The organism is Amycolatopsis sp. DSM 110486 (genome assembly GCF_019468465.1).
In the GTDB taxonomy this organism is placed as follows: domain Bacteria; phylum Actinomycetota; class Actinomycetes; order Mycobacteriales; family Pseudonocardiaceae; genus Amycolatopsis.
This window is the reverse complement of record NZ_CP080519.1, coordinates 5,610,480-5,635,712: the sequence shown is the minus strand read 5'-3', so window position 1 is coordinate 5,635,712 and position 25,233 is coordinate 5,610,480. Positions and strand designations below refer to the sequence as shown.

Here is a 25,233-nt window from a genome sequence, read left to right as displayed (position 1 = left end):
GCGAAAAGGGTCACCCGCGGGGAGAGGTGCGGTAGCGGACTTCGTCGATGGTGACCGTGCCGTTCGCGAGGGAATCGACCTTGGTGCGGCCGTCGGGGGTCCAGCCGGTGCGTTCGTAGAAGGTGCGGGCGCGGGTGTTGCCGGCGAGGACCCAGAGGGTGGCGGTGCGGAAGTCGGTGGCCAGGGCGGTGAGGGCGTGGGAGTGGAGGGCGCGGCCGTAGCCCTGGCTCCAGAATTCGGGCAGCAGGTAGATCGACGCGAGTTCGCCGGTATCGCGGGTGGCGTCATCGTCGCGGCTGGGGCAGGAGGCGGCGAAGCCGGCGATGGTGCCGTCGGGGGTTTCGGCGACGAGGACGGTGTGGCGGGGCGCCGGGGCGGACAGGCTTTCCGCCCAGAAGGTTTCGCGGCGGGACGCGGAGAGGCCGGCGAGGAAGTCGGCCGGGAGGAGGCCGGCGTAGGCCGCCTGCCAGGAGCCGACGTGCACGCGTGCGATGCCGGGAGCGTCCGCGACGACGGCCGGGCGGACGGTGGCAGTCGAGCCAGGTGTGGTCGCCAGGCCGGACGCAGCGGAGCCCGACGAAGTCACAGCGCCAGAGCCGGAGGTCGACGACTGCACCGCCCTGGAGCCGGCACCGGACACCGAAGCAGGCTCCGCACCAGAGCCAGAGCCCGAAGCAGGCACAACGCCGGAGCGCGAACGCGAACCTGAGCCAGAACCAGCCGAACGGCCCGACGGCTCCGACGGCTCCGACGGCTCCGACGGCTCCGACGGCTCCGACGGCTCCGACGGCTCCGAGGCAGTCAACTCTTCTCCAAGTACTCCGCGCGCTCCATGTCCACCACATCGGACACCATCTGGGCCAGGCCAGGGTACGAAGCGAGCGTCGGGTCGCGCACCACGATTTCCTGCGACTGGGCGCGCGCCTCGGTGATCACGTCTTCGTCGCGCAGGAGCGACAGCAGCTTCAAGCCCGAGCGTTTCCCGGACTGGGCCGCGCCGAGGATGTCGCCCTCGCGGCGGAGTTCGAGGTCCAGGCGGGAGAGTTCGAAGCCGTCGGTGGTGGATTCGACGGCGGCGAGGCGTTCGCGGGTGGCGGTTCCGTCCAACGTCTCCGTCACCAGCAGGCACAGGCCCGGCACGCTGCCCCGGCCGACGCGGCCGCGCAGCTGGTGCAGCTGGCTCACGCCGAAGCGGTCGGCGTCGAGGATGACCATGGCGGTGGCGTTGGGGACGTTCACGCCGACCTCGACGACGGTGGTCGCCACGAGGACGTCGATCTGGCCGGCGCCGAAGGCCCGCATGACGGCGTCCTTCTCGTCGGCGGGCATGCGGCCGTGCAGCGCCGCCACGCGAAGGCCCTTCAACGGCCCGCCCGCCAGCTCCGGCGCCACGTCCAGCACGGCGAGCGGCGGGCGCTTGTCGCTCTTGTCCGACGGGGGCTCGTCGCCGATGCGCGGGCACACGACGTACGCCTGGTGCCCCTTCGAAACCTCCTCGCGCACCCGCTCCCACGCCCGGTCGAGCCACGCGGGCTTCTCCGCCACGGGCACCACGGTCGTCTTGATCGGCGAGCGCCCGACGGGCATCTCGCGCAACGCGGACGTCTCCAGGTCGCCGTAGACGGTCATCGCGACCGTGCGTGGAATCGGCGTCGCGGTCATCACCAGCACGTGCGGCGAAGTGGAGTCCGAACCGCGCGAACGCAGGGCGTCGCGCTGCTCCACGCCGAAGCGGTGCTGCTCGTCGACCACGACGAACCCGAGGTCGGCGAACTGCACGGTGTCCTGGATCAGCGCGTGCGTGCCGACGACGATGCCTGCCTCGCCGCTCACCGTCTCCAGCAGTGACTTCTTGCGTTCCTTCGCGCCCATCGACCCGGTGAGCAACGTCACGCGCGTCGCCTTCTCCGCGGCCCCCAGCTCCCCCTCCATGCCGAGCTCGCCGAGCATTTCCCGCAGCGAACGCGCGTGCTGCGCCGCCAGCACCTCCGTGGGCGCGAGCATCGCCGACTGGCGCCCCGAATCGACGATCTGCAGCATCGCCCGCAGCGCGACGACGGTCTTGCCCGACCCCACCTCGCCCTGCAGCAGGCGGTTCATCGGGTGCTCGGTCGCCAAATCCGCGGCGATCTCGTCGCCGATCGCGCGCTGGCCGGCAGTCAGGTCGAACGGCAGGCGCTTGTCGAACAGGTCGAGCAACCCGCCGTCGGTGTGCGGGCTGGCCTTGGCCGGGCGCGACACCGCGGAATGGCGCCGCTGCGCGAAAATCAGCTGCACGGCCATCGCCTCGTCCCACTTGAGGCGGTGGCGCGAGGTCTCCAGGTGCGCCCAATCTTCGGGCCGGTGGATGCCTCGCAACGCCCGTTCGAGACCGGGCAGCCCGTGCTGCTTCAGCACGTCGGCGGGCATCGGGTCGGCGTCGACCTCCAGCACGTCGAGCACCTGCCGCACGCATTTCGCGATCGACCACGTCGGCATGCCCTGCGCCGCCGGATACACGGGGATGATCTCGGCCAGGAAGTTGTCGACGGCCTCGGCTTCGCGTTCGGCGTCGAGCAGCTCGTACTCCGGGTTGGCCAGCTGCAGGGTGTCGCGGAACGCCGTGACCTTGCCCGCGAACAGACCGGTCTTGCCCGGCACCAGTTCCTTCTCACGCCACGCCTGGTTGAAGAACGCGCAGGCCAGCCGACGTTTCCCGTCGGTGATGACCATGTCGAGGATCGTGCCGCTGCGCGACTTCATGCGCCGCTTGCTGATCTTCTCGATCCGCGCCAGCACGGTCGCGTGCTCGCCCAGCTCCAAGCCGGCGATGTCGGTGAGCTCGCCGCGCTCGGCGTAGCGGCGCGGGTAGTGCCGCAGCAGGTCGGAGACGGTCTCGATGTCCAGCGCACCCGCCAGCGCTTTCGCCGTCTTCGCGCCCAACAGCAGCGGCAGCTTTTCGCGCAGCCCGGCCATTTCTATTCGACCCCCATCAGCAGCACGGCTCCGGCCTGGCCACTGGCATAACTCGTCAACTCCACTTCGGGGTGCTCCAGCCGCAGCTGCTCGGCGAGCTCCGCGGTCACGCCCGGCGGGGCGGCGGCCCCGCTCAGCACGGTGACCAGCTCGCCGCCGAGCGTCAGCATCCGGTTGAGCACGCTCATCGCGGCCGCGACGAGGTTCGTCTCCGAGGCCGGCGCCGGTTCGATCAGCACCACCTCGTCGTCGACCAGGCCGATCACGTCACCGGACTGGGCCCGGCCCACCCAGGTTAGCGACTCCTCGCCCGCGATCCGCACCTCGCCACGCCTGGTCGCCGCGGCGGCCTCGGCCATGGCGACGACGTCGTCGTTGACCCGCCGGCCTTCGTCGTGCACCGCGAGCGCGGCCAGCACCTGCACGGGCGACGTGCACGGGATCACCACGACATCGCGGTCACCCGCCATCGCGTGGCCCGCCGCGGCGTCGGCCGCGGCCGTGAGATCGAGACCGCCCGGCAGCACGGTCACGTGCCGGCCCGCGGCCTCGTTGAACAGCCCGATCATGTCCTCGACGCCGGGTTTCCCGCCGTCGGGCACGGCCAGCACGGCAACGCCCTCGGCCCGCAGCAGCTCGGCCAGCCCTCCGCCGTGCACCACGGCCACCACCGACCGGTCCAGCCCGCCGCCCGGCTCGATCGGCGTGGGCGTGAGCAGCGGTTCGACGCGGATCCGGCGCGGGCGGCCCAGCTCCAGCCCCGCCTCGATGGCCGCGCCGATGTCGGCGCAATGGACGTGCACGGCGTGGCTGCCCGAACCGTCGCCCGCCACCGTGACGCTGTCGCCGAACCCGCTCAGCTCCTTGCGCAACGCCGGCAGCCGCGCCTCCTCGACGCCGTCCAGCAGGTACATGACCTCCCACGCGTACGGCGCGGGCTCGGCGGCAGCAGGCGCCTCGACGGTGGCCGTGAGCTCGTGCTCGGGCTGCGTCGCGGTGCCGCTGATCACGCCGGCCAGCGCGTCGAGCACGGCGACGAGCCCTCGCCCTCCAGCGTCGACGACCCCCGCTTTCGCGAGGGCCGGCAGCTGCTTCGGCGTCTCCTCCAACGCGGCCGCGGCCGCCGCGGCGACGGTGGCGGCGACATCGGCCAGCGACCGCGTGTCCTCCTGGACGGCTGCGGCCACGACGTGCAGCACGGTCAGCATCGTCCCGGCGACGGGCCGGCTCACCGCGCCCGTGGCGATCCGGTCGGCGTGCGCCAGCGCGGCCGCGAGACCCGCGCCGTCGAGGTCGTCGCCCTCGGCCGCCCAGTCGGCGATCCCCCGCACGACCTGGGAGATGATCACCCCGGAGTTGCCGCGCGCGGCGGCGACGGCGCCCTTCGCCAGCACGGTCAGCGCCTCGGCCACGTCGGACGGCTCCGCGGCGGCCAACGCGTCGCGCGCGCCCGTCATCGTGTGCAGCAGGTTCGAACCCGTGTCGGAGTCCGCGACGGGGTACACGTTGATGCCGTTGATCGCCGGGCGCAGCACCTCCAGGCTGCGCACACACGCGGCCGACCAGGCCGACACCGCCACCACGTCCAGCACCCGCACCCCGTAACCTCCTCGCTGGTTCCCGCGAGGGTATCGACTTCGCGAGTGTCGATCCCGTAGGACTCGACCTCGCAGGCGTCGATCCTGCCGGAGTCAATCTCGCCGGTACCGCTCCTGCAGGTACGACCCCGTGCGGACCCTACCCAGACGAGTAGTTACTATGGTCGAGTTGCCCAGCTGGTCTGGGCGCCATTCTTTGTCCCATATCCAGAGGAGTTCGACGTGGCTGCCGTGTGCGACGTCTGTGGCAAGGGACCGGGCTTCGGCAAGTCGGTCTCGCACTCCCACCGGCGTACCAACCGCCGGTGGAACCCGAACATCCAGACTGTGCACGCCAAGATCGGCGTGTCCCAGCGCAAGCGCCTCAACGTGTGCACCTCGTGCATCAAGGCGGGCAAGGTCGTCCGCGGGTAAGGCGAAAGCTTGGGATGGCGAGTGCTCGTGGAGAGCACTCGCCATTTTTTTCGCCTTACGTGTGTTCTGGGGGTCGAACCCCCAGACCCCCGCCAGGGGCAAGCCCCCTGGACCCCCGCGAGTGGTCACCACTCGATAGAGCCGCCTCTTGTCACCTCAGGAAATCGGTCAGCACGGTGCGCAACGATTCGGGCGCGTTGAGGACGCCGTGGTCCTGGCCGGGGATCGACTCGTACCGCGCGTGGGGCACGGTTTCGGCGACGGCCCGGGCCGAAGCGGCCATCCACGCCTCCCCGGCACCGCCCGACAGCACGAGCGTGGGCACGGTGACAGCGGCCAACCGGTCGGCCGGCAAGCGGCCGCCGGGACCGGTCACGGTGATGTCGTAGGGCAGCGTGTGCGCGTAGCCGGCGAACCAGTCCCACACCGGTTGCCCCTTCATGGCCGCCACGCCTTCGGGCGGCACTGACACGCCTTCGGTCAGGAACAGCTCCACGGCGCCGTCGCGATCACCGTCGGCCACGAGGGCACTGATGCGCTCCGCGAGGTCTTCACCAGGGCGTGGCCGCTGAGAGTCCACGATGAACGGCGGCTCGTACACGGCCAGCTTCGTGATCGGCAGCCCCCGGGCCGCCGCTTCGAGAGCCAGGATCGCGCCCGACGAGTGGCCGAAAACCACCGCCGAGCCGCCGACCGCGTCGATCACGGCCGACAGGTCGTCGAGCTCGCGCTCCACCGAGTACACAGGCGCGTCCCCGCTCTCACCACGGCCTCGCCGATCAACGGCAACGCCCTGGAATCCGGCCTCGGCCAGCACGACGGCGAGCGCGGCCACGGTCGTCCGGTCATTCACAGCGCCGCCGACGAGCAGCACCGGCGACCCCGCGCCGTAGGTGTCGAACGCGATCGGCGTGCCGTCGGCGGAAGTGACGGTGGTGGTCATGGCTGTCCTCCTGGGTGTCGTTCTCACCTTGGAGGTCGGAGCGACGACCCGCGACCGGACAGGCTCAGGGAAGTTTCCACTCCACCGGCGCCGCGCCCTGGTCGGCCAGCAGCTGGTTCGCGCGGCTGAACGGCCGCGAGCCGAAGAAGCCGTTGTGCGCCGAAAGCGGGCTCGGGTGCGCCGACTCGATGCACGGGATCTCACCCAGCATCGGCCGCAGGTTGCGGGCATTGCGGCCCCAGAGGATCGCCACCATCGGCTCGTCGCGGGCCGCGAGCGCCTTGATCGCCTGCTCGGTCACCTGCTCCCAGCCCTTGCCCTGGTGGGAGTTCGACTTGCCGGGCTGCACCGTCAGCGCGCGGTTGAGCAGCAGGATGCCCTGGTCGGCCCACGGGGTGAGGTCGCCGTTGGTCGGCAACGGGTGCCCGAGGTCCTCGGCGTACTCCTTGTAGATGTTGACGAGGCTCTTCGGCAGCGGCCGCACGTCGGGCGCCACCGAGAAGCTCAAGCCGACCGCGTGGCCCGGCGTCGGGTACGGGTCCTGGCCGACGATCAGCACCCGCACGTCGTGGAACGGCTGCTTGAACGCCCGCAGCACGTGTTCACCCGCCGGCAGGTACGTGCGGCCCGCCGCGATCTCCGCGCGGAGGAACTCCCCCATCGCGCTGACCTGCGGTGCCACGGGCTCGAGGGCCTGCGCCCACCCGGCTTCGACGATTTCCTGCAGCGGTCGTGCGGTCACGGCCCGCGAGCCTAGCGCGGTGCGAGCGGGGTCACCGTGGCGGGTCGAGGCGCCGCAGCTCTTCGCGGAACCGTGCGCCGCGGCGCACGTACGAGTCGACCACCGTGGCGATCTGCTCGGCGGAAAACGACTTGTTCGGCCGCACCTTCGCCGGCACACCGAGCGCGATCTCGCCCGGGCCCACGTGCGAGTTGTACGACAGCACCGCGCCCGCGCCGACCATTCCGCCGTCCTCGATCACGGTTCCGTTCAGCACCACAGAACCCGACGCGATGAGGCAGCCGGTGCCGATCACCGCGCCCTCGACGTGCACTGCGTGGCCGATCGCCGACGACGGCCCCAGGATCGTCGGGTGCCGCTTGGTGCAGTGGAGCACGCAGCCGTCCTGCACGTTGGAGCGTTCGCCGATCTCGATGTAGCCGTGGTCGCCGCGCAGCACCGTCTGCGGCCACACGGAAGCGCGCGGGCCGATGCGGACGTCGCCGATCACGGTGGCGTCGGGGTGGACGTAGGCGTCCGGGTGGATCGAGGGTTCGAGGTCGCCGAGCGCGTAGATCGCCAAAGCCGTCTCCCGTTGGTCACACGAGGTTCTTGCCGAAGCACCGGTTGTCGGGTTCGTCCTTGTAGACGCCGTAACCCGGGATTCGGGTATAGCCCGACGAACCGTAGAGGGCGATCGCCTCCGGCTGCTCGGTACCCGTCTCCAGCACGGCCCGCAGCCGCCCCGCTGCGACCGCCGTGCGTTCCAGCTCCGCCAGCATCACGCGCGCGAAACCCTTGCCCCGCGCGGATTCCACGACGTACATCCGCTTCAGCTCCACGTCGCCGGGGCTGAACGCGGGCGCCGGCCCGTCGTGCGCGCGCCACGCGCCGGATGCCACGGGCACGCCTTCGAGGTAACCGACGAGGAACAGTCCACGCGGCGGCACGAACTGCGAAGGGTCCATCGGCGTCGAGTCTTCGCTGCCGTAGCGGCGCACGTACTCGAGCTGCACTTCCGCCATCAGCTTGGTCGCGTCGGGATGGTCGTACGCGACCGCTCGGATCTCCACGACGACGAGGCTAGTGCTGCTGCCAGTGCTCCCAACCGCCTTCGTGACCATAATCCTTGCCGTCCACGGTCACGCCGGATCCCGGCATCGTCACCGCGCCGATCTTGCGCCAGCCCTCCGGCAGCTCGTCGAATGGCGGGAACGTCGCCGCCAGCGCGTGGTCTTCACCACCGGTGAGCACCCAGTGCAGCGGGTCGGCGCCGAGCGCGGAACCCACTTCCTGCAGCCGCGTGGAAATCTCGAGCTCCGCGGTGCTCACGTCGAGCCCGACGTCCGACGCCTTGGCGATGTGCCCCAGGTCGGCGAGCAGCCCGTCGGAGATGTCGATCATCGACGTCGCGCCGGCCAGCGCGGCCTGCGGCCCGGCCGGGTACGGCGGTTCCGGGCAGCGCTGCGCGTTCACGACCCCGACCGGCGAACGGAACCCTCGCCGCAGCACGGCCAATCCCGCCGCCGCCCAGCCGAGTCGCCCGCAGACGGCGAGGACGTCGCCGGGCCGGGCGCCGGAGCGCGTCACGGGTTCACGGTCTTCGAGGTCACCCAACGCGGTGACACTGATCACGATCTGGTCGGCGCTCACCATGTCGCCGCCGGACACCCCGACGCCGCCGCGGGTCGCCTCGGCCCACATGCCGTTCATGATCTCGGTCACGAGCTGGGCGGGAGTGTCCGGTGGACACGCGAAGCCCACGAGGACCGTGGTCGGTTTCGCGCCCATGGCCGCGACGTCCGACAGGTTCACCGCCACGGCCTTGCGCCCCACCTGCTCGGGGCTCGACCAGTCGAGGCGGAAGTGCACGCCCTGGACCAGCACGTCCGTGGTCGCCACTACGCGGCCGTCGGGCGCTGCGACCACGGCCGCGTCGTCGCCCGGGCCGAGCAGCGTTGCCGCCGGCTGGCGACGCCCGTTGGTGACCGCCTGGATCAGCGCGAACTCGCCTGTCCCGGCCACCGAGCCATCGTCCGGTGACACCGGTCACCTCCTGTTTCTCTCCGTGTACGAAGCCTCGACCACCGACAGTCGGATCCCCTAGGTTTTTCCCGGGGCTGGCGATACCTTGCCTACACCGTTCCTACCTCGACTCCATCGCTACCGACGAAAGGGCACGCCGTGGTCCACGCATACATCCTCATCCAGACCGAGGTCGGCAAGGCGGCCGCGGTGGCGGCGGAGATCTCCGGTGTGCCGGGCGTCACCAGCTCGGAGGATGTCACCGGTCCCTACGACGTGATCGTGCGCGCGACCGCGGAGACCGTGGACCAGCTGGGCCAGCTCGTGGTCGCGAAGGTGCAGAACGTGGAAGGCATCACCCGAACCCTGACCTGCCCGGTGGTCCACCTCTGAGACGTGGTGCACTTCGGGGGTGGCAGATTCCGACACCGGCGCACCCCCGCGGGTGGTCCTCGTGGTCGCGGCCGTGCTCGTGGTCGCGCTGGCCGTGGTGGTCGCCGTCTTCGCGGTGACGAAGAAATCGGCGCTCAGCGGCGAGGGCGTCGCGAGTGGACCGCTCCCACTCGTCGCCGTTCCCGCCCCTCAGGCGACCACGCAGGCGTGCACGACGGTCGTCGACGCGCTGCCCTCGACCTTGAAGTCCAACGGCCAGGACCTCGTCCGGCGCACGCTCGCCCAGCCCGCGCCGAAGGCCACCGTCGCCTGGGGTGACGGCGACGCGATCGTGCTGCGGTGCGGGCTCGACCGGCCGCCGGAGCTCACCCCGACCGCGCAGCTGCGCTTGGTCAACGGCGTGCAGTGGCTGCAGGTCACCGAAGACGCCGCGGCCACGTGGTACGTGGTGGACCGCGACGTCTACGTCGCGTTGACCGTCCCCGACTCGGCCGGGACCGGTCCCCTGCAGACGGTGTCGGACACCGTCAACGCGAAGCTGCCGGTCAAACCCTTGAAGTTCTGACCGTCCGGGCGGCGATCTCCTCCAGCGAGTCGCCCGTGGTGCGTGGCCCCAAAACTGCGACGTCGACGATCAGCACCACCATCGCGGCGGCCACGACGGCGAACATCCTGGTGGCGCCCTGCGCCTGCAGCACCGGCAGCAGGATGAACGGCATCGCCGCCGTGGCCAGGCGCGAGAGCGCGTACGCCGAACCGGCGGCCGTGCCGCGCAGCGAAGTCGGGAACAGCTCGCCCTGGTAGGTGTGGAACGCGTTGGAGAACACGTTGCTGGCGGCGGTGTAGCAGAAGCCGAACACCGCGATCGCCACACCGGCTGTCGAGTAGCCGAACGCGAGCCCGAACACCGCCATCGCCGCGGCGCTCACGACGATCAGCCACTTGCGCTCGATCCGTTCGATGACGGGGATCGAGAGCGCGGAACCGATCGGGTAGCCGAGGAACGTGATCGCGCTGAACGTCAGCGAGTTCACGAGGCTGAACCCCTTGGCGGCCAGCACGATCGGCACGAGCGAGCCGAAGCCGTAGTAGCCGAACGCTTGCAGCAGCTGGAAGATGTAGAGCATCGACGTGCGCCGCGCCCACGGCTTGCGCAGGAGCGCGGAGAACCGCACGGGTTCCGGCGCGGGCGGTTCGGGCGCGGGTTCCGGGAGCGGTTGCGGCGCCGAGGCTTCGAGCTTGCGCACGATCTCGTCGGCTTCCGCCTCTCGCCCGCGAGCGGCGAGCCAGCGGGGCGACTCCGGCAGCGTGAACCGCAGGCCCCAGACGACGGCGGCGCCGAGCGCGCCGATCACGAACAGCCAGCGCCAGCCGTCGACGCCGAGCGGCGAATGGCCGGCCAGCGCCCGCGCGAGGAACCCGGCGACGGGCACGCCGCAGAAGCCGAGCGTGTACGCCCAGGCTGTCGCGCGGCCGCGGGCGCGGGCGGGCAGCAGGTCGGCGAGGTAGGCGTCGGCGACGGGGAGCTCGGCGCCGATGCCGATGCCGGCGATGAAGCGGCAGACCACGAGCATCCAGACGTCCGTGCTGAAGGCGCCGAGCAGTGTGAAGACCGAGTACAGGCCGAGCGTCAGCAGGAACGCGCGGCGCCGGCCGAGCTGGTCGGCGAGCTTGCCGAGGCAAACCGCGCCCACGAACGCCCCGACGAACGCTGACGCGAGCACGTACTTCAGCGCGTCGGCCGTGACGCCGAACTCGTGCGTGAGCACGGTGCTGATCGTGGACGCGAGGAACAGGTCGTAGAGGTCGAAGAATGTCGCCACCCCCACCACGGCGACGAAGTACCGGTGCCGGCGGGTGACCGGGAGCCGGTCGAGCCGGGATGCGATCTGCACGCGTTGTCTCCTGCCCTGGCTCGGGCTTGCCGCGCGCGGGCCACGTCGGCGTCACCCGGTGCCACCGGATGATCACTGTAGTGGGTGATGCCGTTCGTCGGTTCGGCGGTTGTGGTCCGGTCCTTTCCTGCGGCTGTTCATGATTTCGAAACAACGGAAACACCAAGTTGTTCCGGGCGACATCATCGGGAAATGCGGCGCCGGTGAAATTCTCCGTGATATCGGGCCTGGAATGTCAGGAGGTTTCTTTTCTTCACCGTTTGCACTTTCGCTCGACCCTGATCGCCGCAGCTCCGGGTCGACCGTTTCTCGTTGTACCCCTTGGTCTTTCGACCCCACGGTGCGCCGAGTGGACCTGTCGCGCGCCGAATTCCGCCTCGGAAAGGAATCACCAGTGCCGCCGATAACCGTGATCTTCGTCGTCTCGGGACTCGCCGTTTGGCTCAACGGCTTGGCATTTCTCGGGATCGGCGCCAAACCCGTCGAGGACGGCCCGAATCCACTGACCACGGTCGGCTGGGTGACGCTGCTCGCCGGCGTCGTGGACCTCCTGCAAGCCGCCGTGATCATCGCGACCGCGCCGCCCGCGACGGGCATCCCGTTGGCCGGAATCGTCACGTTCTACGGCACGTTCTTCACCACGCTGGGCGTGACTCTTGTCCGAGGCCTGGACCTCCGGCCGGTCGGCAACCTGGCCGTGGCGGTAGCTGTGGTGCCGCTGCTGTGGTGGAAATTCTTCGACGGCAGCTGGATGCTGCATTCGATCCTCGTGGTGTGGCTGGTCGCGTTCCTCGCGGTGACGGCCACGACCTACGGCAAGCTGCCCGGCAAGGTGCTCGGCGGGATCCTGACCGTCACGTCGCTCTACACGTTCCTGACGCCGGCGGCGTTGCTCGCGCTGGGTAAGTCGATCCCCTGATCACGTGACCACACAGGGTCACCCAAGTGGGTGACCCTGTGTGGTGTCAGCGGAGGCCGGTGCCGCGGGCGATGGCGGTGTCGATGAGGGTCGACAGGAGCGTGTTGTAGTCGACGCCCGTGACCTCCCACATCTTCGGGTAGGCGGACTTCGTGGTGAAGCCGGGCATGGTGTTGACCTCGTTGATCACGAGATCGCCGGCTTCGGTGACGAAGAAGTCGACGCGGGCCAGGCCCTGGCAGTCGAGCGCGCGGAACGCCTCGACGGCCATGGCGCGCAGGCGGTCGGTGAAGGCGTCGCCGAGCTTGGCCGGGATGTCCAGCTCGGCGTCTTCGCCGAGGTACTTGGTCTCGAAGTCGTACCAGGCGTCCTCGCCCTCGGCGAGCACGCGGATCTCCGCCGGCAGCGACGCTTCCACGCGGCCGTCGGGGAACTCCAGCACGCCGCACTCGACCTCACGCCCGACCACGGCGGCCTCCACGAGCACCTTCGGGTCGGTGCGACGGGCCAGCTCGATGGCGGCGTCCACATCGGACCAGTCGGTGACGCGCGAGATCCCGACGGACGAGCCCGCGCGCGAGGGCTTCACGAAAACGGGCAGCCCCAAGCGTTCCCGGTCATTCTGGGCCAAAGTGGACTGTCCACGGCGGAGCGCCGCGTACGTGCCCACCGGCAGCCCTTCCGCGGCGAGCAGCTTCTTCGCGTACTCCTTGTCCATGGCGGCGGCGCTGGCCAGCACGCCCGGGCCGACGTAGGGGATGTCGGCCATCTCGAGCAGGCCCTGGATGGTGCCGTCCTCGCCGAACGCGCCGTGCAGCACGGGGAAGACCACGTCGACGGTGCCGAGCACCTCGGTCGCCTGCCCGGGGTCGACGGTGCGCAGCTCGCGGCTGGTCGGGTCGCCCGCCAGCACGAGCGCGCGGCCGGACTCCACAGTCGGCAGCTCGCGGCCCTGGATGCTCAGCTCCGTCGGGTCGCCGGTGCCGAGCACCCAGCCACCCTGCGGGGTGATGCCCACGGGGAGCACCTCGTAGCGCTCCGGATCCAGGTTCGCGATCACGCTGCCCGCCGACAGGCACGAGATGGTGTGCTCGCTGCTGCGCCCGCCGAACACGACCGCCACGCGGATCTTCTCAGCACTCATGGTCGGTCACCGTACCGGGTGACCACGCCCAACGGCGCGCACCCGGCGTTGCGACGGGTCCCCCGGCCCGTCCACCGGCGGGGGTGGTGGGTGCGGGTTGGGCATGATCAGGTGCTTGTTCGGCGCTGGGGTGCGGCCGGGTGCAGGCGCAGTCGGACCGTGACGGACGCCTCCCGCCGGTTGCCCGAGTGGACCGGTCGCGCTGCACACCGGTCACCACGGGACCGCTCGCGCTGGACGCCGGTCACTCACCGAGTCCGCGGGCCCCGGCCGCGGCCGAGCACATCGGCCACGCGGTGCGGCCAGGGTCGGCCGCGCCGCGACGAGGAGCGCGCCGTATCGGCGGGGGGTCGACTGGTCCTTTGACGCCGCAGCCGAGCAGCTATGGCGTCAAAGGACCAGTCCGCTGCACGCCACTCACCGCCGCAGGCGAAGCAGCGTCACCCTTGGGGTCACCCGCCGCCAGCGGCGGCATCGTCACGAGAACCTCGCAAGCGCGCCCCACGGCACCGAAAGTGACGGCTGAGGTGCCACCGGACCGCTCGCGCAGCACACCACTCGTCACCGCAGGCGAAGAAGCCCCCGGGCCTCGGGGTCAGCGACGCCGACCCGCCGGTGGTCGCGCCGGCACGAGAGCCTCGCGAGAAAGGCCCGCAGCGCCGAGAGCGATGACCGCGGTGCCACTGGACCGTTCGCGGCGGTGCGGCGACCGCAGCGGAAGGCGCAGTACATCGGCCAGTCAGCGAAGCAAACCCACCAAAGCCGGCAGCGCACTCACCAAAGCCTCCCGCGAGCAGCCCGCATACCCGAGCGCCACCCCGTGCACCGTCGGCGTCCCGGCGAAGTGGCGGGCCAGCCCGTCCAGGCGGATGCCTTGGCGTTCGGCCTCGGTCAAGCAGCGGGTTTCCTGCGCGGCGGACGCGAAGGGGACCACGAGGTGGGCACCGGCGTCGTCGCCGAGGATGGGGATGGTGGCGGAGGTGAGGGCGGCGGACAGCAGAGAGCGGCGTTCGGCGAGTTCGCGGCGGAGTTTGCGCAGGTGGCGGCCCAGGTCGCCGTGGCGGGCGAGCTCCACCAGCACGCGCTGGCCGGCCGGGGAGGGGCGCGTGCCGGTGAGGTCGCGGTAGGCGAGCACGGCCTCGGTGACCGAGGCGGGCGCGACGAGCCAGCCGGCGCCGAGCGTGGGAGTGAGGATCTTGCTCGTGGTCCCCAAGTGGACGACGACGTCGGGCGCGAGGGCGGCCAGCATGGGCAGCGGGGCGACGTCGAAGCGCAGCTCGCCGTCGTAGTCGTCCTCGATGACGAGCATGCCGTCGGCGCGGGCGCGTTCCACGAGCTCCACGCGGCGCGCCGCGCTCATGCGGCTGCCCATCGGGTACTGGTGCGCGGGCGAACAATAGACCGCCCGCGCGCCGGCGGGGATCGCGTCGGGGCGGAGGCCCTCCTCGTCGACGGGCACGCCCACCACCGTCAGGCCGGCGGACCGGAACGCCTGCACGGCCCGCTGGTAACCCGGTTCCTCGAACGCCACCACCGCGCCGCGCCGCAGCACCGCGGCGGCGAGCTCCACGACGGCGGCCGTGGTCCCGCCCGTCGCCAGGACCGAGCCGGCGGCCAGACCGCGGTGCCGCAACAGGTGTTCCGAAACGGTCGCGCGGTACTCGGGCAGGCCGGCGCGGTGGGCGCGGACCAACGGCTCCGGGTCGGCCGCCGCCCGCCACGCGCGGCGCCAGGCCGCGCGGTCCAGACCGGCCGCCCACGGCGTGCCCGGCGTCAAATCCAGTACGGGCGCCGTCTCGGGTTCCGGCGCGAGCGGTCCCGCCGGGGACACCGACGCGGCCGCGCGCGTCGGCGGTGTCGTCACGTACGTGCCGGAGCCGTGGCGCCCGGCGATCCAGCCTTCGGCGTGCAGCTGCTCGTACGCGGCCGAGGTCACCGTGCGCGAAACCCTGAGCCGCTCGGCCAGCGCGCGCGTGGACGGCAACCGGTCGCCGCCGCGCAGGTGCCCGCTCGCGGCGGCCTCGCGCAGGGCGTCGGCCAGCTGCACGGCCAGCGGCATGCTCGCCTCACGGTCGAGGCTCACCGGCAGCGCGGTGTCGGCGTACGACACGAATCCTCCTCGAACCGAACTGAAAAAGTGGACTTCCCAAGTGTAGAAGAAGTGGCCGTTCAACACGTCCACTCATCCGCGCGACACTGCGGACATGACGAGCCTCTCGCCGACCCCCCGCACGACCCTCGGCCGCAAGAAGAACCGCGCGGCCACCGACCGCGCGACACTGCACGCCGTGCTCGACGAGGCCCTGATCTGCCACCTCGGCCTCGTCCGCGACGGCGCGCCGCTCGTGCTGCCCACCGGCTACGGCCGCGACGGCGACACGCTCTACCTGCATGGTTCCACGGGCGCGGCCAGTCTGCGCACCGCCGCACTGGACCTTGACGTCTGCGTCACCGTCACGCTGCTCGACGGCATCGTCTACGCCCGCTCGGTCAACAACCACTCCATGAACTACCGCAGCGCCGTCATCCTCGGCCGCGCGCGCCTCATCACCGACCGGGACGAGAAGCTCCACGCCCTGCGCGTGCTCACCGACCACCTCTCCCCCGGCTCGTGGGACCACGCGCGCGGCGTCAACGCGAAGGAGTTCGCCGCCGTCTCCGTCCTGGCGCTCGACCTCGCGGAAGCCTCGGTGAAACTGCGCGCCGAAGGCCCCGACGACGAGCCGGAAGACGTGAGCGCCAACGAAGCCTGGGCCGGCGTCCTCCCGGTGACAACTGTCTTCGGCGAACCCGAACCCTCCGCCGACCTGCCCGCCGGCTGGAGCGTGCCCGAGCACGTCACCGGACGCGTCACCCAGCCAGAGGCAGCCGCACGGTGAACACGGTCTGGCCCGGCCGGCTCGTCACTTCGACCGTGCCACCGTGTTCCACGACCAGCGAGTGCACCACGGACAGGCCCAGACCGGTGCCACCGGCCGACCGCGTGCGCGAGTTGTCAACGCGGAAGAACCGGTCGAAGATCCGCTGCTGATCCTCCGGCGAGATCCCCGGCCCGGCGTTCTCCACGCGGATCACCGCGACGGAATCCAGAACGCTGACCGACAAACCCACCCGCGTCCCGGAAGGTGTGTGCACGGCCGCATTCGCCAGCAGGTTGTCGAAAATCTGCCGCAGCCGCACAGGATCCGCGTCGACGAAAACCGCCGAAGTACCCAGCGAAACCCCCAGCGGATGCGCCGGCCGCCCCACCCGGAACGCGTCCGCGGCGGCCTCGGCAATCGGGACAACGTCCACCCGTTCGGGCCGCACCGGCGGCTCCGCGTCGTGGGCGTCGAGGCGCGCGAGCAGCAGCAGATCGTCGACGAGCACGCTCATCCGCGCCGTCTCCTCGCCGATCTTCGCCAGGTGCGCCTCACGTTCCTCGGGTTCGTTCGCCGCCGCGTACCGGAAAAGGTCGGCGTAGCCCCGGATCGACGTGAGCGGCGTACGCAGCTCGTGCGACGCGTCGGCCACGAAACGGCGAAGGCGCTCGTTGGCGGCCGTCCGCGCGGCGAGCGACGACTCGATGTGCGTGAGCATCACGTTGAACGCCGTGCGCAGCTCCGCCACCTCCGCGCCGCCGCCTTCGCCCGTCGCGCGCACCGGCAGGTTCGCCGTCCCCGTGAGGTCGTGCGACGCGATGTCGTGCGCCGTGCCCGCCATGTCCGACAACGGCTGCAGGCCGCGGCGCAGCACGAGCCGTCCCACCACAACGAGGATCGCCAGCGCGATGAGGAACGCGATCACCTCGACCAGCACCAGCTGCCGCACCGTGCTGTCCAGATCCGCCTGCGGCGCCGCGCTCAGCAACACCGTTCCGCTGCCGGCGGAATCCGTCGCGACCGGGCACGCGCGTACGCGATAAGGCCCGTCGCCGTGGAGGTACACCGTGCGGAACACGTCTCCACGCGTGGCGTCGGACGCGACGTCGGCGAGCGGCGTGATGTCCGTCGGCAGGTTGCTGCCGGGCTGCGGCGTCGCCACTCCGCGGTCGACTTCGAACACCGCCGAGAACCACGAGTAGACGATTTCCGGGTTGCCGTGCGAGCTGCGCAGCCCCGGCACCTGCGCGACCTGGCTCGTCTTGAGCTGTTCGTCGAGACGACGGCCGAGGTAGCCGTGCATGAATCCGACCGTGACGGTCCCCACGATCGCGAACACCACCAGCGCCAGCGCGCCGAGCCCGAACGCCAGCCGCGTGCCGAGCCGCGACGCGCGCCACGCGGCGTACCAGCGGCGAGCCCAGCGCCGCAGCCGCTTCACCGGCCCGCCCGCACGACGTAGCCGACGCCGCGCACGGTGTGGATCAGCGGTTCGGCACCGTCGTCGAGCTTGCGGCGCAGGTGCGAGATCACCAGCTCGACGACATTCGACCGGCCGCCGAAGTCGTACTCCCACACGTGGTCGAGGATCTGCGCCTTCGTGAGCACGGCCGGCGAGCGGCGCATGAGGTATCGCAGGAGCTCGTACTCGGTCGGCGTCAGTTCCGCGAGCCGATCGCCGCGACGGACCTCGCGCGTGTCCTCGTCGAGCGTCAGGTCCTCCACGCGCAACACGGCGGTGCGCGGCGCGGGCGGCGCGGCCGCGCTCCGGCGAAGCACCGCCCGCATCCGCGCCATCAACTCCTCGACGGAGAACGGCTTCACGAGGTAGTCGTCGCCACCTCGGGTCAGGCCGGCGATGCGGTCGGCCGTCGCGTCCTTTGCCGTCAGGAAGACCACGGGCACGGCGTTGCCGTGTTCGCGCAGGCGGTCGAGCACGGTGAAGCCGTCGAAGTCCGGCAGCATCAGGTCGAGCACCACGATGTCGGGTCCGAACTCCGCCGCGCGGCTGAGCGCCGCCGCGCCCGAGCCCGCGGTCACGGCCTGCCAACCCTCGTAGCGGGCGACGGTCGCGACGAGATCGGCGATGTGCGGTTCGTCGTCGACGACGAGCAGCCGCACCGGGTTCGGGTTGTCCACTCCACCATCCTCCGTGACCACCGCGCAGGCGCGCGAGCGGAGCGCGCGGCCGACAGCCAGTCGACAGGTTCCGCCCAGATCCGCCACAGGTTCCACGGCGACGCTGGCGTTCGTGACACCCGAGCCGAAGGGATTCCCCGTGAGTGTCCTGACCCCGATCGCCGTCCCGCCCCGCCCGGCGGTGGCGCCCCGCGTGGTCGCCAAGGCGTGGATCTTCGCGTTCCTGGCGGCCAACGTGGTGCTCGCCACGGTGTTCTTCGCCGTCGGCGACCTGTCGGACGACCCGCTGATCAGCGCTGGGCGCCTCGCCGGCATCTACGCGGCGCAGGCCATGGCCGTGCAGCTGCTGCTCGTCGCGCGCCTGCCCTGGCTCGATCGCCGGCTCGGTATGGACCGGCTCACGTCGTGGCACCGCTGGACGGGCTTCAGCCTGCTGTGGCTGCTGGTCGCGCACGTGGTGCTGGTGGTCGTCGGCTACTCCGCCATCGAGCGCACGAACGCGGCCGACGAGCTGGTGCAGCTGGCCAACACCACCGAGGGGATCCTGCGCGCGATCGTCGCGTTCGTGCTCATCCTGGTGGTCGGCGCGGCTTCCGCCCGCTTCGCGCGCAAACGGATGGCCTACGAGACGTGGCACTTCGTGCACCTCTACACCTACGCCGCGGTGGTGCTGGCCTTCACGCACCAGATCACCGTCGGGCAGTCGTTCGCGAGCCACCCGGCCGCCCGTGTGTACTGGTGGACGCTGTGGCTGGGCGCGGGTCTGGCCGTGCTGGCCGGGCGCGTGCTCTTGCCGTTGCGACGCAACCTGCGGCACCGGTTGCGGGTGGTCGCCGTGGTGCCCGAGTCGCCCGACACCGTGTCCGTGTACATGACCGGCCGCGACCTCGACCGGCTGCCGGCTCGCGCGGGGCAGTTCTTCCTGTGGCGCTTCCTCACGCGTGACCGCTGGTGGCAGGCCAACCCGTTCTCCCTCTCGGCCGCGCCCGACGGCCGCACACTGCGGCTGACCGCCAAAGCCGTCGGCAGCTCCAGCGCGAGCCTTCGGTCGCTGCGCGTCGGCACGCGTGTTTTCGCCGAAGGCCCGTACGGCGCCTTCACCACCATCCACCAGCAACGGCCCAACGCGCTGCTGGTCGCCGGCGGCGTCGGCATCACGCCGATCCGCGCGTTGCTCGAAGACGTGAGCGGCCACGTCGTGCTGCTCTACCGCGTGCGGACACCGGCCGACGCCGTGCTTCTGCCCGAGCTGCACGCGCTGGCCAAGGCCCGCGGCGCGGTCGTGCACGTCCTCAGTGGACCGTCGGATCTGCACGGTCCCCACGGCCCCGTGCTCGGTCCCGCCGCGCTCCACGCGCTGGTGCCGGACATCGGCGACCGCGACGTGTTCGTCTGCGGTCCGCCCGGGATGACGTCGGCCGTGCTGCGCAGCCTGCGGGAGCTGCGCGTGCCCGGCACCCAGGTCCACGCCGAACGCTTCAGCCTGGCCGCGTGAGGAGCTTCCGATGAAGAAGACCATTTTCGTGGTCGCGCTGTCGATCGCCGGGTTCGTGGCCGTGTGGCGGTTTGACCCGACGCCGGCGACGAGCAGCACCACCACGAGCGCCCCTGCTCCGACAGCCGGCGCCGCACCGTCCACTTCGGCCGGTTCCGGCTCCGTGACCACGCGGGGCAGCGCCGAGCCGACCGAGTTCGGCACCGTGCAGGTGCAGGTGTCCTTCTCCGGCAGCCGGATCACCAACGTCACCCTCGTGCAGCAGCCGGACAGCGGCCGCGGCGTCGCCGCGATCCCGCTGCTGCGCGAGGAAGCCCTGCAGGCGCAGAGCGCGGACATCGACACCGTCTCGGGCGCGACGCAGACCAGCGAGTCGTACATCAAGTCGCTGCAGGCGGCGCTCGACGCGATGGGCTCGTGATGGCCACGCACGTCGAGCAGGTGATGGGGCTGCCCGTGTCGCTCGACCTGCGCGACGAAGGAGACTTCACCGGCGCCGTCGCCGACACGTTCCGGTGGCTGCGCGAGGTCGACGCCCGCTTCAGTCCGTTCCGCTCCGGCAGCGAAGTATGCCGCTACGACCGCGGCGAAACCACCGAACTCAGTGCGGACCTCGACGAGGTGCTCGGCCTCTGCGCGTACTACGAAGACCTCTCCGGCGGCGCCTTCTCCGCCCGGCTGCCGGGCCGAGGCCTGGACCCGTGCGCCGTCGTCAAAGGCTGGGCCGTGCAGCGCGCGGCCGATCGCCTCCACGCGGCCGGCGCACGCCGGTTCTGCCTCAACGCCGGCGGCGACGTCGTCACCGCGGGCGAGCCGGAGTCCGGACGGCCGTGGCGCGTCGGCATCCGCCACCCCGAACAGCCCGAAGCGGTGTGCGCCGTGGTCGCCTCGCGCGACGGCGCCGTCGCCACCTCGGCCGCGTACGAACGCGGCGCCCACGTGCTCGACGGCCGCACCGGTCTGCCCGCCACCGGATTGTTGAGCGTCACCGTCGTCGCCGAAGACCTCACGCACGCCGACGCGCTGGCCACCGCCGCGTTCGCCCTCGGCGCCGACGGCATCAGCTGGGTCGCCGAACAACCCGGCTGCGACGTGCTGATCGTCGACGCCCGGCGGCGCGTCCACCGCTCCCCCGGCCTCGCGCTCGCCTGACCCGAGTGTCCACAGTGCACTCGGTGAGATTCCGACCAGTGCCGACGTGATGTCGTTGTCACCGGATGTTCACGGTGGTGGTGAAACGCGGACCGGCGAGCTGCGTCGTACTGAGCGTGCTGCGGTTGACGACGGTTGCCGGTGCGGTGTGCGTGGTGGTCGCGTCGTTCTTGTCGGGAGGCGCGACGAGAGCGAGCGGCGTGGGGCTGCTGTGGTTCGTCGCCGGGGCGCTCGTCGCCGCGGCGCTGGGGCCGGCGCGGTCGCGCAAGGTGCGGGTCGCGGCGGCGGTTCTCGGGATCGCCACCGCCGTGGCCGCCGTGGTGCGGCTGGTGCTCGACGTGCGTGGCGGTGTGCCGGGCCTGGACACCCCGGTGCTCGCCGTGGGCGCGGTGGGGGTGGCGGTCGGGCTGCTCGACAGCACGTCGTGGCGGATCCGTCCCGTCGGCTTGCTGGTGGCCGTCGCCATGCTGGCCACAGCGATGGGGGCGCCGTTCGCCGCCGACCGGGTCGCCACGGCGAGCACGACCCGCGGCGTGCCGGACCTGACCCCCGAACCGGTGGCCGAAAAGCCCGGTGGCCGACAGTGGTCCTGGCAGCCACCGGCCGACGTGAGCGCGATGGTGGCCGCGGGGCACGGGGTCGTCGTCGCGGCCGCCGACGGTTCGGTGACGGCGCTCGACGGGCTCGACGGCAGCCGCGACTGGTCCTACGCCCGGGCCGGCGCTCACGTCCACGCGCTGCTCGCGTCCGCCGACCGGCGCACGGTCGTCGCCGCTTTCGCGTCGAAAACCGACAGCAGCAACGACCTGGTGGTCGTCCTCGACGCCGACACCGGCACTGCACGCTTCGACCGCGTGGTGCCGTCGGTTCTCGTCGAGACAGGGGAGATCCTGGTGGGCACCAAGACCTTGACCATCCGCGATGACGCGTACGCCGGCTACGACATCCAGACCGGCGACGAACTCTGGCACTGGTCCGCGCCGGCCGGGTGCGTGAACCCGTACACCTTGCCCGCGCAAGCCCGGACGGTGGTGCTCGCCGCGCTGGAGTGCGGGCGTTCCGCGGGACTCGTCGCGCTCGACGAGGTGACCGGGCACGAACGCTGGCGCCATGTGGTCGAGACCACTGGACCCGACGATGAACGGCTCGCCATCTCCCCCGCCACCACCACCGACGGTGCCGTCGTGTGGCTGCGGCTCGTCGGCCGCGCCGCCGCTCCCGGCTCGGTCCTCAACGGCCTGTACGACACCGAGACGGGCCGGCTGCTGGCCCAGCCGGACGCGTCGCGGTGGGTGCGGATGGACGTGGGACCGATTCCCGTGACCGAAGAGGAAAAGACGTCCGCCGAGGCCCTCGACCCCGGCACCGGCACCACGCACCCGATCGACCTCGGCGCATGCCCCGTGCGCTCGGCCGACGCCACCACCCGGCACACGTATCTCCGCGCGTGCCAGGACACCGGCCGCGACCTGACCCTGTTCGTGCAGAGCTTCGACGGCAGCGCGCCGACCAGCCGGGTGGTGCGGATGGACGGCTCGGGCCCGCTGTCGGACCTGCGGCTCGTGCCGGCGCCGGGCGCGATCGTCTTGGCGCGCAGCACGTACGGCGGCACGCCCGCGCCGGTCGTCGGCTTCCCCGGCTGAGGTCGGCGAAACCGCCTCGCGTGAGACCGTTCTTTTCGGGCAGACTGCGATCACCGCGACCGAACAGGGGAGACCGATGCCGTCCATCGTCGAGAACACCACCTTCGACTGCGCCGATCCGTATGCGCTGGCCCAGTTCTGGAGCGGCGTCCTCGGCCGGCCCGTCGCCGAGGAGGACGAGCCGGGTGACCCGGAGGTCGGCATCGAGCTCGACCACGGCGGCACGCTGCTGTTCATCCGCGTGCCAGAGACCAAGACCGTGAAGAACCGCATCCACCTGTGCCTCACGCCCGAAGGCCCGCGCGACGACGAGGTCGAGCGCCTGCTCGCCGCCGGCGCCACGATGTTCGACGACCAGCGCAACGCCGACGGCACCGGCTGGGCCGTGCTCCACGACCCGGAAGGCAACGAATTCTGCGTACTCCGCAGCAAGGCCGAAAAGGCAGCGAAGTGACCGAGTCGTTCGACCTCAACCGCGCCAATTGGGACGAGCGCGCGGCCGTGCACGCGAAGTCCGAGTACTACGGCTTCGAGCGCTTCCGCACGGACCCCGGGTACCTCAGCGACGTCGTGCGGTTCGACCTCCCGCGCCTCGGTGACGTCTCGGGCCTGCGCGGCGTGCACCTGCAGTGCCACATCGGCACGGACACGCTTTCCTTGTCCCGCCTGGGCGCGCGGATGTCCGGCCTCGACCTCTCCCCCGGCTCGCTGGCGGAAGCGCGCAAGCTCGCGGACAGCGTCGGCGCGGAGATCGACTACCACGAGGCCAACACGTACGACGCTGTCGACGTGTTCGGCGACGGCGCGTTCGACCTCGTCTACACCGGCATCGGTGCGCTGTGCTGGCTGCCGCGGATCGCCCAGTGGGCCACGGTCGTGGCGCGGCTGCTGAAGCCGGGCGGACGGTTGTTCCTGCGCGAGGGCCACCCGATGTTGTGGACCCTCGACGACGAATCCGAGCACGGCTGGCCGAAGTACGAGTATTTCGAGCACACCGAACCGCTCGTCTTCGCCGAGGAAACCACCTACGTCGAGTCCGACGGTCCCATCGTGAACAGCACCACGCACTCGTGGAACCATTCGCTGGGCGAAATCATCACAGCGCTGCTGGACAACGGCCTCACGCTCACCGCGTTCACCGAGCACGACACCGTGCCGTGGAACGCGTTGCCGAACGAAATGCGCCAAGTCGACGGCGGCGAATGGCGGCTGCGGGAGAACCCGCGGCGCCTCGCGGCGAGCTACACCCTGCAGGCGGCGAAGATTTCCTAGAGTGCGGGCATGACTCGTGCTCTTGTCGCCGTCGCCGCACTGGGCGGCACCATTTCCATGGCCCCCGGCCGCTCGATCGAAGACGGGGTGGTGCCGCGGCTGACCGCCGAGGACCTGCTCGGCGACCTCGGCACCGACCTGCCGATGGACCTCACGGCGGCCACGCTCGCCGGCATCTCCAGCGCGTCGATGGACTACGAGACGCTGCTGCGGACCCGCGATTGGGGTCTGAAGCAGGTGGCGGCGGGCGCGGCGGGACTCGTCGTGGTGCAGGGCACGGACACCCTCGAGGAGACGGCGTACTTCTTCGAGCTGACCTGGCCCCACGATGTGCCGGTGGTCGTCACCGGGGCGATGCGCAACCCGAGCCTGCCCAGCGCCGACGGCGCCGCCAACCTTCTTGCGGCGCTGACCGTCGCGGCCGAACCCCGCAGCCGCGGGCGCGGTGCGCTCGTGGCGTTCAACGACGACGTGCACTCGGCGCGCTGGGTGCGCAAGGCACACGCGAGCCACCTCGAAGCGTTTTCCTCGAACCCGGCGGGACCGCTCGGGCTCGTCGCGGAACGCAACGTGCACTACTTCCACCCGGCCGGCGGACGTCCGTCAGCGCTTCAGGTGGAAAGCGCCGACTTCTCGGGGCTGGTTCCGTTGCTGGAAGCGGGCATCGCGGATTCCGGCGAACTGCTCAAGCTCGTCCTCGACGGCGGCGCCGGCGGGGTGGTCGTGGCGGCCAGCGGCGTCGGCCACGTTTCGCGCGGGACCGCCGACGTGATCGCCGGCGCGAAGGTGCCGATCGTCGTCGCCTCACGCACCGGCGCGGGCACGACGTTCCGCGGCACCTACGGTTTCCACGGCTCCGAGTCGAGCCTGATCCGCCTCGGCGCGACGATGGCCGGCTGGCTCGACCCCCGCAAAGCCCGCGTCCTGCTTCAGGTCCTGCTCGCCACCGGCGCCTCGCGGGAACGCGTCGAGCAGGAGTTCCGCCTGCGTGGCGACCTGGACCGCTGAGGCGTCAGTCCCGGACCGGACCACCGAGCGGATCCATGTGGTACAGCCGCATCGCGCGCGGCCCGTCGCGGTAGACGTGCACGCTGATCGCCGGGTCGGGCCCGTCGTTGCGCATCTCGTGCACATACCCGGGTCCGAACACGCGCGACTGCCCGGCGGCCAGCGCGTGCACCTCGGTGACCGCGCGGCCGTCGGGTGAGCGGCGCGCGACGGTCTCGGTCAGCCGCCCCGAGACGACCGTGAACGCGCCGGTCGAGAACTCGTGGTCGTGCAGGTCGGTGTGCTGGCCGGGCAGCCAGCTCAGCAGCCAGACCTCCTGGCCGTCGCCGCGTTCCACGAGGGCGGAGAAGCGCTCGTCGGGGTCGTAGCGCAGGAGGTTCGCCCAGCGTTCGCGGTCTGCGGCCACCTGAAGGGCGACACGCACCGGGTGGCGCAGGGCGGGATTCTCGGGACGCAGCAGGGTGTTGTCCGGGACGGCGAACATGGTCGTTCCTCGCAGGAGAAAAGGGGGAGAAAGCTGGGCCGGGGCTGGGTTCACCGACAACAGCGACACGACGGCATGACCGGGCGGAGGTCACAGGACCCCGGCCGCGCGGTCATCAGGCACATCGTCACGCCGACAGCGAACCAGCGCCGGCCCCGGCGGTCAACCGCTT

26 protein-coding genes are annotated in these 25,233 nt (G+C 71.3%); 12 read left to right on the top strand and 14 right to left on the bottom strand.

The window, feature by feature from the left end; translation table 11 throughout:
* Window positions 1-10: 10 nt before the first annotated feature.
* From K1T34_RS27365 to K1T34_RS27355, 3 genes are all read right to left on the bottom strand, one after another.
* Complete coding sequence (locus K1T34_RS27365; protein ID WP_255637625.1) at window positions 11-586, bottom strand: GNAT family N-acetyltransferase; 576 nt, start codon at window positions 584-586, stop codon at window positions 11-13.
* Window positions 587-801: 215 nt separating this feature from the next.
* Entirely contained in the window at window positions 802-2,955 is a 2,154-nt protein-coding gene (gene recG / locus K1T34_RS27360) for an ATP-dependent DNA helicase RecG (protein WP_220237654.1), read from the bottom strand.
* A 2-nt stretch (window positions 2,956-2,957) separates the two neighbouring features.
* Window positions 2,958-4,553 (bottom strand): DAK2 domain-containing protein, encoded by a 1,596-nt coding sequence (locus tag K1T34_RS27355; RefSeq protein ID WP_220237653.1) that lies wholly within the window; start codon window positions 4,551-4,553, stop codon window positions 2,958-2,960.
* Window positions 4,554-4,775: 222 nt separating this feature from the next.
* Between K1T34_RS27355 and rpmB the strand changes: the two genes are divergently transcribed.
* Window positions 4,776-4,967 carry a 50S ribosomal protein L28 gene (gene rpmB, locus K1T34_RS27350; RefSeq protein ID WP_091623274.1) on the top strand — a complete coding sequence of 64 codons (192 nt, stop codon included), beginning with the start codon at window positions 4,776-4,778 and terminating at the stop codon, window positions 4,965-4,967.
* Between the two features lie 151 nt (window positions 4,968-5,118).
* Here rpmB and K1T34_RS27345 read toward each other — a convergent pair whose 3' ends face one another.
* The 5 genes from K1T34_RS27345 to K1T34_RS27325 form a co-directional block, all read right to left on the bottom strand.
* Entirely contained in the window at window positions 5,119-5,910 is a 792-nt protein-coding gene (locus K1T34_RS27345) for an alpha/beta fold hydrolase (protein ID WP_220237652.1), read from the bottom strand.
* Window positions 5,911-5,974: 64 nt separating this feature from the next.
* Window positions 5,975-6,652, bottom strand: a complete 678-nt coding sequence (locus tag K1T34_RS27340; RefSeq protein ID WP_220237651.1) for a uracil-DNA glycosylase — start codon at window positions 6,650-6,652, stop codon at window positions 5,975-5,977.
* Window positions 6,653-6,683: 31 nt separating this feature from the next.
* The gene (locus K1T34_RS27335; RefSeq protein WP_220237650.1) at window positions 6,684-7,214 is read right to left on the bottom strand and encodes a gamma carbonic anhydrase family protein; all 531 of its coding nucleotides are present in this window, start codon (window positions 7,212-7,214) and stop codon (window positions 6,684-6,686) included.
* A gap of 16 nt (window positions 7,215-7,230) precedes the next feature.
* Window positions 7,231-7,656: a GNAT family N-acetyltransferase gene (locus K1T34_RS27330; protein WP_370643843.1), complete on the bottom strand. Its 426-nt coding sequence runs from the start codon at window positions 7,654-7,656 to the stop codon at window positions 7,231-7,233.
* Between the two features lie 58 nt (window positions 7,657-7,714).
* Window positions 7,715-8,677 (bottom strand): thiamine-phosphate kinase, encoded by a 963-nt coding sequence (locus K1T34_RS27325; protein WP_220237648.1) that lies wholly within the window; start codon window positions 8,675-8,677, stop codon window positions 7,715-7,717.
* 138 nt (window positions 8,678-8,815) lie between these two features.
* Here K1T34_RS27325 and K1T34_RS27320 point away from each other — a divergent pair, with 138 nt between their 5' ends.
* Both K1T34_RS27320 and K1T34_RS27315 read left to right on the top strand, forming a co-directional pair.
* Window positions 8,816-9,049 carry an Lrp/AsnC family transcriptional regulator gene (locus K1T34_RS27320; RefSeq protein ID WP_220237647.1) on the top strand — a complete coding sequence of 78 codons (234 nt, stop codon included), beginning with the start codon at window positions 8,816-8,818 and terminating at the stop codon, window positions 9,047-9,049.
* A gap of 19 nt (window positions 9,050-9,068) precedes the next feature.
* Window positions 9,069-9,614, top strand: coding sequence for a DUF3515 domain-containing protein (locus tag K1T34_RS27315; protein WP_220237646.1), 546 nt, complete (start codon window positions 9,069-9,071; stop codon window positions 9,612-9,614).
* Here K1T34_RS27315 and K1T34_RS27310 read toward each other — a convergent pair.
* Complete coding sequence (locus K1T34_RS27310; protein ID WP_220237645.1) at window positions 9,595-10,944, bottom strand: MFS transporter; 1,350 nt, start codon at window positions 10,942-10,944, stop codon at window positions 9,595-9,597. The genes K1T34_RS27315 and K1T34_RS27310 overlap by 20 nt on opposite strands.
* Before the next feature lie 394 nt (window positions 10,945-11,338).
* On the opposite strand from K1T34_RS27310, the gene K1T34_RS27305 reads away from it, so the two are divergent.
* The gene (locus K1T34_RS27305; protein WP_220237644.1) at window positions 11,339-11,863 is read left to right on the top strand and encodes a hypothetical protein; all 525 of its coding nucleotides are present in this window, start codon (window positions 11,339-11,341) and stop codon (window positions 11,861-11,863) included.
* Between the two features lie 46 nt (window positions 11,864-11,909).
* Here the strand turns inward: K1T34_RS27305 and K1T34_RS27300 are convergent, their stop codons facing one another.
* Window positions 11,910-13,007 (bottom strand): D-alanine--D-alanine ligase family protein, encoded by a 1,098-nt coding sequence (locus K1T34_RS27300; RefSeq protein WP_220237643.1) that lies wholly within the window; start codon window positions 13,005-13,007, stop codon window positions 11,910-11,912.
* Window positions 13,008-13,746: 739 nt separating this feature from the next.
* A complete protein-coding gene (locus K1T34_RS27295) occupies window positions 13,747-15,117 on the bottom strand; it encodes a PLP-dependent aminotransferase family protein (protein ID WP_220237642.1) in 1,371 nt (456 codons plus the stop codon).
* Window positions 15,118-15,211: 94 nt separating this feature from the next.
* Between K1T34_RS27295 and K1T34_RS27290 the strand changes: the two genes are divergently transcribed.
* On the top strand, window positions 15,212-15,886 hold the full coding sequence (locus K1T34_RS27290) for a pyridoxamine 5'-phosphate oxidase family protein (protein ID WP_220237641.1): 675 nt from the start codon (window positions 15,212-15,214) through the stop codon (window positions 15,884-15,886).
* Here K1T34_RS27290 and K1T34_RS27285 read toward each other — a convergent pair.
* Complete coding sequence (locus K1T34_RS27285) at window positions 15,858-17,309, bottom strand: cell wall metabolism sensor histidine kinase WalK (protein ID WP_220237640.1); 1,452 nt, start codon at window positions 17,307-17,309, stop codon at window positions 15,858-15,860. The genes K1T34_RS27290 and K1T34_RS27285 overlap by 29 nt on opposite strands.
* Window positions 17,306-18,007, bottom strand: a complete 702-nt coding sequence (locus K1T34_RS27280; protein ID WP_220237639.1) for a response regulator transcription factor — start codon at window positions 18,005-18,007, stop codon at window positions 17,306-17,308. Before K1T34_RS27280 ends, K1T34_RS27285 begins: the two co-directional genes overlap by 4 nt.
* A 139-nt stretch (window positions 18,008-18,146) precedes the next feature.
* On the opposite strand from K1T34_RS27280, the gene K1T34_RS27275 reads away from it, so the two are divergent.
* The 7 genes from K1T34_RS27275 to K1T34_RS27245 all read left to right on the top strand — a co-directional run bounded on the left by K1T34_RS27275 (window position 18,147) and on the right by K1T34_RS27245 (window position 24,577).
* The gene (locus K1T34_RS27275) at window positions 18,147-19,502 is read left to right on the top strand and encodes a ferric reductase-like transmembrane domain-containing protein (RefSeq protein ID WP_220237638.1); all 1,356 of its coding nucleotides are present in this window, start codon (window positions 18,147-18,149) and stop codon (window positions 19,500-19,502) included.
* A 10-nt stretch (window positions 19,503-19,512) separates the two neighbouring features.
* Complete coding sequence (locus tag K1T34_RS27270) at window positions 19,513-19,923, top strand: FMN-binding protein (RefSeq protein WP_220237637.1); 411 nt, start codon at window positions 19,513-19,515, stop codon at window positions 19,921-19,923.
* Window positions 19,923-20,654: an FAD:protein FMN transferase gene (locus K1T34_RS27265; RefSeq protein ID WP_220237636.1), complete on the top strand. Its 732-nt coding sequence runs from the start codon at window positions 19,923-19,925 to the stop codon at window positions 20,652-20,654. Before K1T34_RS27270 ends, K1T34_RS27265 begins: the two co-directional genes overlap by 1 nt.
* 77 nt (window positions 20,655-20,731) lie before the next feature.
* Window positions 20,732-22,297 (top strand): PQQ-binding-like beta-propeller repeat protein, encoded by a 1,566-nt coding sequence (locus tag K1T34_RS27260; RefSeq protein ID WP_220237635.1) that lies wholly within the window; start codon window positions 20,732-20,734, stop codon window positions 22,295-22,297.
* Between the two features lie 76 nt (window positions 22,298-22,373).
* Window positions 22,374-22,751: a VOC family protein gene (locus K1T34_RS27255; RefSeq protein WP_220237634.1), complete on the top strand. Its 378-nt coding sequence runs from the start codon at window positions 22,374-22,376 to the stop codon at window positions 22,749-22,751.
* The gene (locus K1T34_RS27250; protein ID WP_220237633.1) at window positions 22,748-23,569 is read left to right on the top strand and encodes a class I SAM-dependent methyltransferase; all 822 of its coding nucleotides are present in this window, start codon (window positions 22,748-22,750) and stop codon (window positions 23,567-23,569) included. Before K1T34_RS27255 ends, K1T34_RS27250 begins: the two co-directional genes overlap by 4 nt.
* Window positions 23,570-23,578: 9 nt before the next feature.
* Window positions 23,579-24,577: an asparaginase gene (locus K1T34_RS27245; RefSeq protein WP_220237632.1), complete on the top strand. Its 999-nt coding sequence runs from the start codon at window positions 23,579-23,581 to the stop codon at window positions 24,575-24,577.
* A gap of 4 nt (window positions 24,578-24,581) precedes the next feature.
* On the opposite strand, the gene K1T34_RS27240 is transcribed toward K1T34_RS27245, so the two are convergent.
* Window positions 24,582-25,061 carry a cysteine dioxygenase family protein gene (locus tag K1T34_RS27240; protein WP_220237631.1) on the bottom strand — a complete coding sequence of 160 codons (480 nt, stop codon included), beginning with the start codon at window positions 25,059-25,061 and terminating at the stop codon, window positions 24,582-24,584.
* Window positions 25,062-25,233: the final 172 nt, after the last annotated feature.

Bases quoted from the DNA above. Each gene is read 5' to 3' on its own strand.
- recG (WP_220237654.1), bottom strand. From the start codon at position 2,955: ATGGCCGGGCTGCGCGAAAAGCTGCCGCTGCTGTTGGGCGCGAAGACG.
- K1T34_RS27345 (WP_220237652.1), bottom strand. From the start codon at position 5,910: ATGACCACCACCGTCACTTCCGCCGACGGCACGCCGATCGCGTTCGAC.
- K1T34_RS27330 (WP_370643843.1), bottom strand. From the start codon at position 7,656: ATGGCGGAAGTGCAGCTCGAGTACGTGCGCCGCTACGGCAGCGAAGAC.
- K1T34_RS27300 (WP_220237643.1), bottom strand. From the start codon at position 13,007: ATGAGTGCTGAGAAGATCCGCGTGGCGGTCGTGTTCGGCGGGCGCAGC.
- K1T34_RS27290 (WP_220237641.1), top strand. From the start codon at position 15,212: ATGACGAGCCTCTCGCCGACCCCCCGCACGACCCTCGGCCGCAAGAAG.
- K1T34_RS27270 (WP_220237637.1), top strand. From the start codon at position 19,513: ATGAAGAAGACCATTTTCGTGGTCGCGCTGTCGATCGCCGGGTTCGTG.
- K1T34_RS27265 (WP_220237636.1), top strand. From the start codon at position 19,923: ATGGCCACGCACGTCGAGCAGGTGATGGGGCTGCCCGTGTCGCTCGAC.
- K1T34_RS27255 (WP_220237634.1), top strand. From the start codon at position 22,374: ATGCCGTCCATCGTCGAGAACACCACCTTCGACTGCGCCGATCCGTAT.
- K1T34_RS27245 (WP_220237632.1), top strand. From the start codon at position 23,579: ATGACTCGTGCTCTTGTCGCCGTCGCCGCACTGGGCGGCACCATTTCC.
- K1T34_RS27240 (WP_220237631.1), bottom strand. From the start codon at position 25,061: ATGTTCGCCGTCCCGGACAACACCCTGCTGCGTCCCGAGAATCCCGCC.